The organism is Streptomyces brevispora (assembly GCF_007829885.1).
GTDB classification, from domain to species: domain Bacteria; phylum Actinomycetota; class Actinomycetes; order Streptomycetales; family Streptomycetaceae; genus Streptomyces; species Streptomyces brevispora.
The window spans coordinates 5,264,499-5,278,262 of sequence record NZ_VIWW01000001.1 but is presented as its reverse complement, the minus strand read 5'-3'; the positions used below and the strand labels follow the sequence as shown (position 1 = coordinate 5,278,262).

The 13,764-nt window shown below is 70.9% G+C and carries 11 protein-coding genes; 4 read left to right on the top strand and 7 right to left on the bottom strand.

The window, feature by feature from the left end:
- Positions 1–298 precede the first annotated feature (298 nt).
- Entirely contained in the window at positions 299–1,597 is a 1,299-nt protein-coding gene (locus FHX80_RS24480) for an MFS transporter (protein ID WP_145766172.1), read from the top strand.
- A gap of 58 nt (positions 1,598–1,655) precedes the next feature.
- Here the strand turns inward: FHX80_RS24480 and FHX80_RS24475 are convergent, their stop codons facing one another.
- The 7 genes from FHX80_RS24475 to FHX80_RS24445 all read right to left on the bottom strand — a co-directional run bounded on the left by FHX80_RS24475 (position 1,656) and on the right by FHX80_RS24445 (position 9,490).
- Entirely contained in the window at positions 1,656–2,756 is a 1,101-nt protein-coding gene (locus FHX80_RS24475; protein WP_145767470.1) for a DmpA family aminopeptidase, read from the bottom strand.
- Positions 2,757–2,868: 112 nt separating this feature from the next.
- Positions 2,869–3,222, bottom strand: a complete 354-nt coding sequence (gene mnhG, locus FHX80_RS24470; RefSeq protein ID WP_145766171.1) for a monovalent cation/H(+) antiporter subunit G — start codon at positions 3,220–3,222, stop codon at positions 2,869–2,871.
- Positions 3,219–3,554, bottom strand: a complete 336-nt coding sequence (locus FHX80_RS24465; RefSeq protein ID WP_145766170.1) for an MrpF/PhaF family protein — start codon at positions 3,552–3,554, stop codon at positions 3,219–3,221. Before FHX80_RS24465 ends, mnhG begins: the two co-directional genes overlap by 4 nt.
- Complete coding sequence (locus tag FHX80_RS24460; RefSeq protein WP_145766169.1) at positions 3,551–4,198, bottom strand: Na+/H+ antiporter subunit E; 648 nt, start codon at positions 4,196–4,198, stop codon at positions 3,551–3,553. The genes FHX80_RS24465 and FHX80_RS24460 overlap by 4 nt, the downstream gene beginning before the upstream one ends.
- On the bottom strand, positions 4,195–5,847 hold the full coding sequence (locus FHX80_RS24455) for a Na+/H+ antiporter subunit D (RefSeq protein ID WP_145766168.1): 1,653 nt from the start codon (positions 5,845–5,847) through the stop codon (positions 4,195–4,197). Before FHX80_RS24455 ends, FHX80_RS24460 begins: the two co-directional genes overlap by 4 nt.
- Complete coding sequence (locus FHX80_RS24450; RefSeq protein ID WP_145766167.1) at positions 5,844–6,521, bottom strand: Na(+)/H(+) antiporter subunit C; 678 nt, start codon at positions 6,519–6,521, stop codon at positions 5,844–5,846. The genes FHX80_RS24455 and FHX80_RS24450 overlap by 4 nt, the downstream gene beginning before the upstream one ends.
- Positions 6,518–9,490, bottom strand: coding sequence for a Na+/H+ antiporter subunit A (locus tag FHX80_RS24445; RefSeq protein WP_145766166.1), 2,973 nt, complete (start codon positions 9,488–9,490; stop codon positions 6,518–6,520). Before FHX80_RS24445 ends, FHX80_RS24450 begins: the two co-directional genes overlap by 4 nt.
- Before the next feature lie 537 nt (positions 9,491–10,027).
- Here FHX80_RS24445 and FHX80_RS24440 point away from each other — a divergent pair.
- Genes FHX80_RS24440 through FHX80_RS24430 form a run of 3 tightly spaced genes read left to right on the top strand, consistent with a single transcriptional unit; the run spans position 10,028 to position 13,760 of the window.
- Positions 10,028–12,922, top strand: coding sequence for a nitrate- and nitrite sensing domain-containing protein (locus FHX80_RS24440; RefSeq protein ID WP_145766165.1), 2,895 nt, complete (start codon positions 10,028–10,030; stop codon positions 12,920–12,922).
- On the top strand, positions 12,919–13,356 hold the full coding sequence (locus FHX80_RS24435; RefSeq protein ID WP_145766164.1) for a roadblock/LC7 domain-containing protein: 438 nt from the start codon (positions 12,919–12,921) through the stop codon (positions 13,354–13,356). The genes FHX80_RS24440 and FHX80_RS24435 overlap by 4 nt, the downstream gene beginning before the upstream one ends.
- The gene (locus tag FHX80_RS24430) at positions 13,353–13,760 is read left to right on the top strand and encodes a DUF742 domain-containing protein (protein WP_375883863.1); all 408 of its coding nucleotides are present in this window, start codon (positions 13,353–13,355) and stop codon (positions 13,758–13,760) included. Before FHX80_RS24435 ends, FHX80_RS24430 begins: the two co-directional genes overlap by 4 nt.
- Positions 13,761–13,764: the final 4 nt, after the last annotated feature.

Here is a 13,764-nt window from a genome sequence, read left to right as displayed (position 1 = left end):
GCCCCCGTCATCCGCGAGAGGCCCCTAACCGCTGAGCTCCAGCACGCCTGCACAGCCCGCATGACCTGAAAGGAACGCCTGGTCTCCTTGGGAGTCCTCTGGGACTTTTCTGGGACTTTCAGCTGCGTCAAGGGGCACGAGCGTGAAACAGCCGAAAGGACATTTCCGCAGGTCAGCGGCTGGCGGTCAATCGTTCCTGCAGATCAGCCGAGTGACTGGTCTCTTCCGCGGCATCTGATCGACGCCAACCGCCCCCACCTGACCAGGTGAAACGCTGGCTCGAAAAGGGGACGCACGAGTGTCTGAAGATCATGACCCATCCGATGTCACCGCCACTCCGGGCCCGGGCCGACGCCCCGGCCCGGAGGAGGGCGGGAAATGGCTGACCACCGGGGTGGGCAGCGTCTCGGTGACGAGTTTCCTCTCCGATTCCGGCCATGAGATCGCGACGGCGGTACTTCCCAGCTTCGTGACGAGCGTTCTGCACGGTTCCGCCGCTTCGCTGGGGCTGATCGAGGGTGTCAGTGATGCGCTCACCGGGGTCATGAAGCTGGTCGGCGGCCCGTTGGCCAACGACCCGCGCCGACGGCGCCGCATGGTCACCGGCGGCTATCTCGGTACCGCGATCGCGACCGCTGCCATCGGTCTGGCCACGGCGGTGTGGCAGGTCGGTGTCCTGCGCGCACTCGCCTGGTCGTCCCGGGGCTTGCGCTCGCCGGCCAAGGACACGCTCCTCGCGTCCCTGGTACCGCGCCACGCCTTCGGCCGTGCGTACGGTCTGGAGCGCGCCGGTGACAACCTCGGGGCGGTGGTCGGACCTCTGGCCGCCGCCGGTCTGGTGGCCTGGCTGGGTATCCGGCCGGCGATCTGGCTGTCATTCGTCCCCGGCGTCCTGGCCGCGGTCACGATCACCGTCGCGGCCCGTGAGGCACGTCGCCGCCACGCGGACGGCAACCGGGTCCCGATCCGGCTGCGGTTCGCCGGGCTGTGGGACGCGGGGCTACTGAGACCCATGCTGCCGATCCTGCTCTTCGAGTTCGGCAACGTCGCCGTCACGCTGCTGATCCTGCGGGCCACCCAACTCCTGCAGGCCAATGGCCACTCGGCCACCGCCGCAGCGTCCCTGGCCATTTTGATCTACGCCGCGCACAACGCCGTCGGCGCGGTCGTCGCCTATGCCGGCGGCCACTGGATCGACCGGGCGGGACCGCGTGTCGTGTTCGCCGCCGGATCGGCTCTCTACGTCCTGGCCTACGCGGGGTTCGCGGTCGGGTCGCAGTCCTGGTGGGTGCTGCTGCTCTTCTTCAGCCTGGCCGGGGCCGGTATCGGATGCGCGGAGACCGCGGAATCCGCCCTCGTCGCCCAACTCCTGCCGGACCGGCTGCGCGGCAGCGGATTCGGCATCCTCGGCGCCGTACAGGCTTGCGGTGATGTCGCGGCCACCGTTGTGGTCGGGATCCTGTACACCGCCGTCTCCCCGACCGCCGGCTTCCTCTACGCCGCCGGGTGGATGCTGCTCTCCGTCCTGGGCGCCGTTGCTCTCGCGTCCGGCCGGCGGACCGATTCGGCCGCACCGGGCCGGCCGCGGAAGTCCTGACCGCGGGACCGGTCGGCCGGTGAGGACAGGGCGCCACCGCGCCCTGCTCCTGCCGGGACTATTCGGCCACCGCCCCGCGTGCCGCCAGCAGTTCGGACAGCCTGTCCAGCGGCAGTGCCCGGACGTGGTGGCCGTCGCGGCCGGTCATCGAGTGGGCCCCGGTCAGCACGTTGAGCACCGCCTCCTCCACCGACTCGACGACCGCACCGTAGAAGGGGTCCATCCGGCCCCACGGCACGAAGCGCATCGACTCGTACGGGGCGCTGCCGTCATCGGCGGGGAACGTACTGGTCAGCGCGGACTCGTTGGCCGTGGAGAAGGCCAGGAAGATGTCCCCGGAGAAATGGCTGCCGGTGGTGCCGGTGCGGGCGAGGCCCAGGGTGACGCGGCGGGCCAGCGCCTTGCACTGTCCCGGGAGCAGCGGTGCGTCCGTCGCCACCACCACGATCACCGAGCCCGCACCGGGCGGCACCTGGCGCTCACCGTCCGGTACCGGCCCGGGGCGGTCGGGCAGTTCGGGGCCCACCGGCACACCGGCCACCACCAGTTCGCGCCGCGCACCGAAGTTGGCCTGGACGAACGCGCCCACGGTGTAGCGGTCATCGCCGTACTCCACCACCCGCGACGCGGTCCCCGAGCCGCCCTTGAAGCCGTAGCAGCGCATCCCCGTACCGCCGCCGACGCAGCCTTCCTCGACCGGGCCGGTCGACGCCGCCTCGATGGCGGCCGCGGCGTGGCGTGACTCCACGGCCGTGCCGTGGATGTCGTTGAGGTGGCCGTCCCAGGTCTCGGTGACCACCGGCAGCAGCCACTCCGGTGCCATGTCACGGCAGTTGGCGCGCACCCAGTCGACCACCCCGCGGTGCACCGGGCCGACCGCGTACGTGTTGGTGATGAGCACCGGCACCGCGAGTGAGCCGCTCTCCTCGATCCAGGCGGTGCCGGTCATCTCGCCGTTGCCGTTGAACGAGTGCCAGCCGGCCGCGCAGGGCAGACCCACACGGTCCCGGCCGCGGGGCAGGAGCGCGGTCACTCCGGTGCGTACGTCGTCGCCCTCGCACAGGGTCACATAACCGACCTCGACACCGGGAACGTCCGTGATCGCGTTCCACGGACCCGGCTCGCCGGTCAGCGGTATGCCCAGCTCGCGTGCCCTCATACGGTTCTCGGTCACCGCTTCATCCCTCATGCCGTCGTCAGCCATGCGCGCAGAGGATACGGGACCGGCCCGGCGGCCCGGGGGGGCGGGTCGGACGGTCAGTTCTCCGCAGTCAGTTCTCCTCGGTCAGTTGCTCGTCCAACTCGTCGAAGAGGAGTTCGCTGTGGTCGATCTGCCCGGTCCGGTACGCGGAACGCGCGACCAGGTGCGCGGCGACCGGACCGGTCATCAGCTGGAAGAAGCCGATCAGGGCCAGGGTCGCCATGTCCATGCCGCTGCGCAGCCGCAGCGCGACCCCGGCCAGCACGATCAGGATGCCGAGGGACTGCGGCTTGGTGGCCGCGTGGCTGCGGGACAGCACGTCCGGCAGCTTCAGCATGCCGATCACTCCCAGCAGGCAGATGGCCGCGCCGAGCAGGACCAGGACCGCGCCTGCCGTGTCGGTGATCCGGAGCCAGACACTCATGGTGCGTCCCTGCCCGTCCTCTTGGCGCTGTCGGCGCGCGGGCGGGCCGGCGGCCGGTCGCGTACGGCGATGAAACGTGCGATGCCGACCGAACCGGTGAAGCCGAGGAAGGCCAGCACCAGCATGATCGGGAAGTAGAACGGGTCGCGCGCGAAGGCCGACTTGGCGCCGAGCCCGGCGATGATCAGGGCCGCGCAGACGTCCAGCGAGATCGCCCGGTCCAGCATGGAGGGGCCCAGCCAGATGCGGGTCAGCAGGCCCGCCCCGGCGATGATGATCAAGACGACGGCTGCGATGAGCAGCACCCGGTCGACGGTCTCCGTGGCACTCATGCGTCCTCCCCCTGTTCTCCCGGCCGCTCGCCGGTGTGTGGTGCCGTCTGTGGTGGTACGGCGACGCGGGCGATCTCGTCGGGGGTGCCGAAGGCCCGGACCGTCAGCTCCTCCAGGCGCCATGCGGAACGCCGGGCCGCGTCCAGTTCGGCGGGCCGGTCCGCGTCGAGGACGTGCAGGAAGAGGGTGGCCGTGGCGCGGCGCACCTCGACGACCGATCCGCCGGGCACGTTGGACACCGCGACGGCGGTCGCCGTGAGCATCAGGTCCGAGCGGCAGCGCAGTGGTACGGCGACCACGGCGGCCCGGTGCGGATGGTCTCCGAAGATCTGCCGGGTGACCCGCACGCCGGAGGTGTACATGTCGTAGAGCAGAAAGCAGGCCAGCCGGAGGATGCCCCCGGGGTGCAGGCGAAGGCCGAGGTCGACCCCTGGCAGTGGGAACGCCAGGCAGACGGCGACCGCGACCACCGCGCCGGTGAGCGCGTTGGCCCAGTTCAGGCTGGACCAGAGCAGCACCCAGATGACGGTGAGCCAGGCGATCAGCGGGAGGTCGAGCACGCGCCGGCGGCGGCCGCCGAACTCGCAGCTGAAGGGTGGCAGCTTCTTGTTCCGGTAGGAGAGCGTGATCAGTCGTCGTCTCACCGTCCGAGCACCGCCTCGATATAGGGGGAGCGTGCGAGGAGTTCGGCGGCCGAGCGGTCGGTGTACGACGTCAGCGGCCCGGCGAACACGGTGAAGGCGAGTCCGAGCGCGACCGTCGCGGCGGTGGCCCAGGTCATCGGCCGCGGCAGCTTCGTCGTGGTGGTGACGGCGTGGCCGTGCAGGGTGGCCGCGACCGCGCGTCCGGCCGGCTGGTGGCGGGGGCGGATCCCTTCGTCGCCGGTGCCGGGCATCCGGTCCGGGCCTTCGTCGGAGTCGCTGTCGTCCTCCTCGTCGGACTCCAGGACCGTGCCGTCCAGCGCCTGCCCGGGGGGTGCGGCCCGCCAGAACGCCAGGTTCCACACCTTGGCCATCACATACAGCGTGAGGAGGCTGGTCGCCGTCGATCCGATGACGAGGATCCATGCCCAGACACTGCCGTCGGCGACACCGGCGCGCATGAGTCCGAGCTTGCCGATGAATCCGGACAGCGGCGGGATCCCGGCCAGGTTCATCGCGGGTACGAAGAAGAGGACGGCCAGGAGCGGGGCGGACTTGGCGATTCCGCCGAGCCTGGTGAGTTCGGTGGTGCCGCCGCGCCGTTCGATCAGCCCGGCCACCAGGAAGAGCGTCGTCTGCACGGTGATGTGGTGGACGACGTAGACGATCGCACCGCCGTACGCCTCCCGGGTGGCGAGCCCGATCCCGAAGACCATGTAGCCGATGTGGCTGATGAGGGTGAAGGAGAGCAGCCGCTTCAGGTCGGTCTGGGCGACGGCTCCCAGGATGCCGACGACCATGGAGGCAAGGGCGGCCGCCATCAGCAGATCGCCGAGCCGGTTGCCGGGGAAGAGCAGGGTCTCGGTGCGCAGCATGCAGTAGACGCCGACCTTGGTGAGCAGTCCGGCGAAGACCGCGGTGACCGGGGCGGGCGCGGTCGGGTAGGAGTCGGGGAGCCATGCGGCGAGCGGGAAGACGGCGGCCTTGATGGCGAAGACGGTCAGCAGCATCGCCTGGATCAGGGTCTGGACGCCCAGCGGAAGTGCGGCCAGGCGCACGGCCAGCTGGGCGAAGTTGGCGGTGCCGGTGGCCGCGTACGTCATCGCGATGGCGGTGAGGAAGAGCATCGAGGAGAACAGGGAGATGATCACGTAGGTGGAGCCCGCGCGGACCCGGGGGCCGGTGCCGCCGAGGGTGAGCAGGACGAAGCTGGCGACCAGCATGATCTCGAAGCCGACGTAGAGGTTGACCAGGTCACCGGCGAGGAAGGTGCAGGAGACGCCGGCGACCAGGACCAGGTAGGCGGGGTGGAAGACCGCCACGGGTGTCTCCTCGTCCCGGTCGGCCATGCCCTGGCCGAGGGAGTAGACGAGGACGCAGAGGGTGACGGCCGAGGAGACCGTCAGCATCAGCCCGGAGAGCCGGTCGGCGACCAGGGTGATGCCGAGCGGTGGGGCGAAGTCGCCGAGGTGCACGGTGAGCGGGCCGTCCATGTCGGCGGCGATCATCAGGGTGACCGAGAGCCCCAGTACGGCGGTGAGCACGGCGACGCTGATGAAGCGCTGGAACTGTTTGAGCCGGGTGCCGAAGGCGAGGCTCAGGCCGGTGGCGCAGAGTGGCAGCAGCACCGGCAGCGGGACGAGTGCGTTCACCCGGTGTCTCCTCGGTTCGCGTCGTCTGGGGCGGTGTCGGGGCCCGTGCCGGGGCCTGGGGCCGGGGTGGGGCCGGAGCCGGGTGCCGGGCCGGGGCTCTCGTCGTCCCCCGCCGCCGCGTAGTGCTCCGGGTCCGCGCCCAGGACGTCGTGCCACAGGTCCCCGGACGCGTCCCGGCCACGGGCCTGGAGCGCACGGTCGGCACGCAGTCTGGCTCTCAGCCGGCGGCGCTCCTGCCGGTACCGGCGGCGTTCCGCGTCCGTACGGTCGGACTCGGCCCGGTACCACTCGCGCAGTTCGTCGCGCTCGCCCAACACCTCGGCGCGCAGCACGATGCGCCGGTCCTCCAGGTCGTCGTGGACCTCGTCCGTGCCGGTCAGCTGGTGGCTGCGGTAGGCCATGGCCAGGAGGAACGCGGTGGTGGCGAGCGTGATGACGATGGCGGTGAGGGCGATGGCCTGGGGCAGCGGATCGGTGACCTCGCCCAGCGCGACGCCGTAGAGCAGGGGTTCGCGGCCGGCCGTTCCGGTGGCTGCCAGGACGAGCAGGTTGATGCCGTTGCCCGCGATCACCGCGCCCAGCAGGATCCGGGTGAGGGGCCGGGTGAGCATGAGGATGCCGCCGACCGCGCACAGCACCGCTGCGGTGGCGAGGAGCGAGGCGCTGACGGTCATCCGGCGCCTCCCGTGCCGGGGGCCGGTCCGGAAGCAGGTCCGGGTGCCGGACCGGAAGCGGGTCCGGGGGGCGGACCGGGGGCCGGACCGGGGCGGGCTCCGGCCGCCTGTTCGGCGGCGGCCCGCTCGATCTGCCGGTCGATCTTGGCGCCGAGGGCCCGCACGATGTCCAGCACCACGCCCAGCACCAGCAGATAGACACCGAAGTCGAAGACCACCGGCGTACCGAAGTGGTACTCACCGATCAGCGGCAGCCGTCCGTCGTGGGTCCAGGCGTGCAGGACCGTGCCGTCGGTGAGGCCCAGCAGCGCGACCCCGGTGGAGAGGAAGAGACCGACACCGGCGAAGAGCCCGGGTTGCAGGGGTGCGGCCTGGGCGAGTTCGAAGCGGCCGCCCGCCAGGTAGCGGGTGATCAGGGCGACTCCGGCGACCAGCCCACCGACGAAGCCGCCCCCCGGCATGTTCTCGGCGCAGAACAGCAGGTACACCGAGAGCACCAGGATCGGGTGGAACAGCAGCCGCGCCACCACCTCGAAGACGACCGAGCGGTGCTCGGGCGCGAGTGTGTCACCGGCCGCCAGCCAACTGCGCTCGGGCGCCCCTTCGTCGCCCTGCGGCAGCCCCGCCAGCCGGGTCGTGCTCACCGACCAGGCGGTCTGCCGCCGTCTCTCCGGGGGCGATGCGGCCTCCTCGGTGCGGCGGTGCAGATAGATCAGGCTCGTCACACCGATCGCCGCGGCGGCCAGCACGGCGGACTCCCCCATCGTGTCCCAGGCCCGCAGGTCGACCAGGATGGTGGCCACCACGTCCTTGAGCCCGTGGTGCGCGGTCTCCTCGACCATCGCGGCGCCAGCCGGTTTTGCCGTGCGCGCGGCCGCCGCGACCCACACCACCACGCTCAGCGTGGCCGCCGCGGCCAGCGCCACCGGGATGCGCACGGCACGGCGCCAACTGCTGACCGACTCCTGGAAGTGCACCGGCATCCGTCGCAGCACCAGCACGAACACGACCATCGACACGGTCTCCACGCAGAACTGCGTGAGCGCCAGGTCCGGACCGCCCTGGACGACGAAGAGCAACGCGGTCCCGTATCCGGTGAGTCCGGCCAGCACCACGGCCTTCATGCGCCGTCTGACGGTGAGGCAGCACAGCGCCGCCGCACAGGTCAGCACGGCGAAGGCGCCCTGCAGCGGTACGTCCCAGAGCCGGGGCGCGACGGCGCCCTCCCAGGGGCGGTCCATGCCGAGTACGGCCAGTTGCCCGCCGAGCATCACGAGCAGCGTGGTGGCGAGGTAGACGGAGAGCGAGCCGCGCTGGACGAAGCCGGTGACCTGGAGGGAGAGCCGTTCGAGGCCGAGCAGCAGATGGCCGAAGACATTGTCGGCGGTCGGCCAGGCGATCCGCCGGGAGAACCGGGTGATCTCGCCGCGCCATACGAAGAGCGCGGCGCCGCCCGCCAAAGCGACGGCCGAGAGCAGCAGCGCGGTGCCGAATCCGTGCCAGAGAGCGAGATGGTACGGATGCGCGGGCGCGGGGAAGGCGTCCGCGTACGCGCTCAGCAGCCGGTCGGTCCACCCGACGCCGGGACCGAGGACCAGCCCGCAGCCGGCGAGCAGTGCGGGCGGGGTCAGGAAGGCCCAGCCGACCCGGTGGACCGGGGTGTCGGCGACGCCGGGCTTGCGCAGGAAGGCACCCCAGACGAACCGGACGGTGTACGCGACGGTCAGCATCGACCCCGCGACCGTGATGCCCAGCGCCCAGCGGTCCGCGGTGTCGCCGTGCAGCAGCGCGTCGAAGGCGGCCTCCTTCGCGGCGAAGCCCAGCAGCGGGGGCAGCGCGGCCATGGACGCGGCGGCGGTCACGGCGACGGCGCAGACATGCGGCAACGCCCGTCCGACGCCGGAGAGTCCGCGCAGGTCCCGGGTGCCGGCCGCGTGGTCGACGATGCCGGTGACCAGGAACAGCGGTGCCTTGAACAGGGCGTGGCCGAGAATCATCACGGCGGCGGCCAGCGCCCCGTCACGGTTGCCGACACCGGCGAGCAGTGTGAGGAAGCCGAGCTGGCTGACGGTGCCGTAGGCGAGTACGAGCTTGAGGTCGTTGAGCCGCAGCGCCCGCCAGCCGCCGAGCAGCATGGTCGCGGCGCCGAGGACCATCACGACGGGCCGCCATACCGGAACGTCGGCGAATCCGGGTGCGAGGCGGGCGACCAGGTAGACGCCGGCCTTGACCATGGCGGCGGCGTGCAGATAGGCGCTGACGGGTGTGGGCGCGGCCATGGCGTTCGGGAGCCAGACGCTGAACGGCCAGATCGCCGACTTGGACAGCGCCCCGCACAGGATCAGCACCACGGCCACCGAGACGGCGACGCTCGTGCGGGGCGGATCGGCGAGGATCGCGGAGATGCTGTACGTGCCGGACGCCTGGCCGATGATCAGGAAGCCGACCAGCATGGCGAGGCCGCCGAGCGTGGTGACGGTGAGCGCCTGGAGGGCGGAGCGGCGGCTGTGCCGTTGCTCGCTGTTGTATCCGATCAGCAGGTAGGAGAAGACCGTGGTCAGCTCCCAGAACACATAGAGCGAGATCAGGTCGTCGGTGAGCACGAGGGCGAGCATCGCCCCGGCGAAGGCGAGCAAGTTCCCGCCAAATCCGGCCAGTTGCTGGGTGTCGTCGGTGAAGTACGAGGCGCAGTAGAGCAGGACGAGCGTGCCGATGCCGGCCGCGAGCAGCACCATCAGTTCGGCGAGCGCGTCGAGGCGCAGACCGAGGGAGACGTCGTAGGCCGGGATCCACTTCCACGACCAGGTGACCGAGGCGCCGGAGGCCGCGGTGTCCCATTGGGCGAAGGCCCAGCAGGTGGTGGCGGCCGGGGGCAGGGCGAGTACGACGAAGGCGCGCGTGCCCAGCCGCCGGACCAGCGGGTGGGCGCATGCGGCCAGGACGAAGTGGCAGACGATGAGCGCGGTCATACGGCTCCGCGGGGCGTCCCGCGCCCGCCTCGGGAGGGCATCCGGAACTTGGCCGAAACTGCGCGGTCCAATGTGGCACAGGGCGAACCGGAATGAACACGGCACGACCCAAGACGCACGCAAGCCGAATCGGAACGTGCACGGGGTGAACTGGAACGGCCGCGGAGCAATCCGGCACAGGCATGGAACAATCCGGCGCAGCCGCGGGGAGATGCGGCGCGGCGCAATGCGGCGCGGGGTGTTGCAGCACGAACAAAGAGCACTAAGTACAGATATATCCCCGACCCGGCTTCACCCGTACGGCGCGCCGCGCCCGCCTGGGCCCACTCAGATCGGCTACGAAAGCTCCGCGCGTAGATGGTGAAGTTGTGGGTGATCGGTGTTGCGCATGTGAGCCCGCTTTCTTTTCATTTTTGCAGTGTGACTAATATCTATGTGTCAAAGTTCTAAACGGATTTGACCAGTCGTGAGGCTGGCATCATCGTCAAGGAGCATGCCCTGCGCACGCGCGCGTCTCGGCGGAGCGACTCGACCACCATGTCGCTGCGGACGGCCCTGCTCGTACTGGCCATCGTCCCCGGTGTCGCACTGGCCGCCCTCTGGGCCGTCACCAGTGGTCAGACTCTGCTCGACTTCCAGAGCCAGGCGGCCCAGGGGCAGTTGGCCCAGAAGGCCGGCCAGCCGTCCAATATCGTGTATTACAACCTGCAGGAGGAGCGTCGGCTGAGCGCCGAGGCCCTGGCCCGCCACGGAGGCGCCACGGACGCGCTGCGCAAGCAGCGCGAGCTGACCGACGAAGCGATCAGCAGCTTCCAGACACTCTCGGGTGTGACCGCCGACGACGCCCCGGGCGAGGTCCTCGACGCGGTCGCCCAGGCCCGCCAGGCGATCAACCAACTGCCGTCGCAGCGGTCCCTCGTGGACGAGGGTGACAATGATCAGCAGAAGGCCGTGTACGGCTACTACACGGACCTGATCGCGGTCGACCTGAAGCTGTTCACCGCACTCAGCCATGTGGACAACGGCAAGATCACCACGCTCTCGCAGCCGCTGGTCGACCTGTTCTGGGCGAAGGAGATGATCTCCCGCTCGGACGCCTTGCTCGCACGTGGCTGGCCGAAGGGCAAGTTGAGAACGGAAGACCTCCAGCAGGTCCGGCAGGCTGTCGCCGGCCAGTCGTTCCAGTACTCCACCATGGTCGCCCCCTACCTTCCGCCGGACGAGAAGGCGATGTGGGACGAGATCTCCAGCAGTCCCGCCTGGAAGACCAAGACCGAGGTCGAGACCCAGGTACTGCGGCCCACCGATCCGGACAGTGCCGGATTCATCAGCCTCGGCGCCCAGGAGAAGACCTGGCGCGGCGCGATGGACCAGCTCACCCCCCAGCTGGTGGAGCTGATGGAGCATCGCACCGCCATGGTGGTCGAGAACGGCAAGGACAGCGTCATCTCCCTGCTGACCAGGGTCGTCCTGACCACGGTGGTCGGCCTCGTCGCGGTCATCGCGGTCATCTGGATCACCTGGCGCCTCACCCGTAATCTGCGCCGCCGGATCGGCAGGCTGCAGGAGCGGGCCGAGGAGCTGGAGAAGACGCTGCCCGATGTGGTCGACCGGCTCGCCAAGGGCGAACGCATCGATGTCGAGGCCGAGGCCCGTGCCATCGCGCCCGACGGCAAGGACAGCAAGTCCGACGAGCTGACGCAGCTCGGCAACGCCCTCAACCTGGCCCGCACCAGTGCCGTGCAGGCGGCCGTCAAACAGGCCGACCAGCACCGCGGCTTCGAGCGGCTGCTGCAGCGCATCGCACGCCGCACCCAGCAGTTGATCGGCCAGCAGCTGAAGAAACTGGACGAGCTGGAGCGCAAGCACGAGGACCCCGAGGTGCTGGACGGCCTCTTCGACCTCGACCACCTCACCGCCCGGCTCCGGCGCTACGAGGAGAACCTGGTGATCCTCGCCGGCGGCTCCCCGCACCGGCGCTGGCGCAAGCCCGTTCCGCTGCTGGACGTCATGCGTTCCGCCCAGGGCGAGGTGCAGGACTACCGGCGCGTGGTGCTGGATCTGGACGGCGCCCCGTGGCTCACGGAGCGGGCCGTCGGGCCGGTCTCCCATGTGCTCGCCGAGCTGATCGAGAACGCCCTCAGCTTCTCCAAGCCGCCGAGCCCCGTCGAGGTCAGGGCGGCCCGGGTGAGCCGGGGTCTGGCCATCGAGGTCGAGGACCGCGGGCTCGGCATGGACGAGCAACAGCTGGCCGAGGCCAACGAGCTGATGAGCCGTCCGCCCAGGATGGACGTGCTGGCCCACTCCGACGACATCCGTCTGGGCCTGTACGTGATCGCACGCCTCGCCGACCAGCACGGCCTGCGGGTGGAGTTCCGCTCCTCGGCCTTCGGCGGCACCCGGGTCGTCGTGCTCGTCCCCGACGCGCTCACGGTCCCCGAGCCGCCCACCGGTCCGGTGGGTGTGCCGTCCCCCGAGGCCGTCGAGGCCCCCGCGCCCGTCGCGCCCCCGATGCCGGCCACGACCGGCGACGGCGAGGCGCTGCCCAGCCGCGGCCGCGGCCAGGCGCTGGCCGGGGTCACCGCACTGCACGCGTCCGGCGCACCCTTCGACGCCACCGCGGCCCCCTACACCGTGGCGGCCGAACCCTTCCCCGACCGGGAGGGGCAGCAGCCGCAGCCCGCGCCCGCCGACAACCCCTTCGGCGACCACGAGCACCCGTACACGCCGTACACCGGCACCACACCCGGAACGTCCCCGTACGCTTCCGCCGACACCGCCCCCGGAACGTCTCCGTACGGTTCCACCGGTCCGGTGTCTCCCTACACCTCGACAGGGCCGGTGTCCCCGTACGGCAGCTCCCACGAGGATCCGTACACCCCGGCCGAACAGCCGTACATGAAGGCCGAGGGCCAGTACCCCGTTCCGCACCAGCCGTATCCGACGCCGGAGAAGCCGTACATGACTCCGCAACCGCCTCACACGGGACCGTATCCGGCGGGCGTCGCCACGGACCCGAACGGATTCCCGGTCCCCGGTGCCCGGCAGCCGCAACCGGCCGCCGGGCACCCCGCGCAACTGCCGGTGGCCGAGCCCGACCATGCGGCTCCGCCCGCGCCGGAGGCCATCCTTCCCGGCGGAGGGTCGGGCCGGCCGGCGCTGCCCGCCTCACCGGCCGCGGAACCACCGCTGCCGCGCCGGGTACGACAGGCCAGCCTCGCGGACGAGCTCCGGCTCGACCCCGCGGCCAGGCCCGCCGCACCGAAGCCACCGAGCTGGGACGAGAACCCTCTGCTCCGTCCGGCCCCCCGCAGGGCCGGAGCCGCGATCGGAGCCTTCCAGCGCCGGTCCCGCGCCGCCCGTGCGACCGATGAGTCGCCGACGGAGCCGGACCCGCCCACCCACCTCCCCACGAGAGAAGAACGGCCATGACACGCACAACCGCCACCCACCAGGATCTCGACTGGCTGCTCGACGGCCTGGTGGACTCGGTGGCCGAGACCCTGAACGCCGTGCTGCTCTCCGACGACGGCCTGGTCGTGAGCCATTCACGCACCGTGGAACGCGCCGACGCGGAGCGGCTGGCCGCCATCTGCACCGGCCAGCAGAGCCTGGCCCGTGGTGTCGGCCAGCTCTTCAACGGCGGCGCCGTGCACCAGGTGATCGTCGAGCTGTCGGACCTGTGGCTCTTCATCATCTCGGCCGCCCAGGGCACGCACCTGGCCGTCGTCGCCTCCCAGGAGGTGGACGCCGAGATCATGTCGCTGGCCATGCACAACCTCGTCCAGCAGGTCGGCCAGAAGCTCAGCACCCCGGTGCGCAGTGACTTCAACGCCTTCGGCGGCGGGGACGGGCCGCACGCGTGACCCCACACTGGGAGGACGAGGAGACGGAGGAGGACGGTGCGGGCACCATGGTGCGCCCGTACACCATCACCCGTGGCCGGACCGCCCCCGAGCGGGACGACTTCACCCTCATCACCGTGCTGACGACCGCACACGACCCGCGTGACGAACACGGCGCAGCGGCCCGGCCCGGCCGGCTCCAGCCGGAGCACCGGATGATCCTGGAGCGCTGCCTGCGTCCCGCGGCGGTCGCCGAGGTCTCCGCGGACCTCAACCTCCCGGTCTCGGTGACCAAGATCCTGCTGGCGGACCTGGTGTCCCATGGCCTGCTGCTCGCCCGCGCACCGCTCTCGGTGGCACGGGTGGCCGGCGGTGCGGACATGGGCGTGCTGGCCGCTGTTCGCGACGGACTCCGGAGACTCTGAGTAA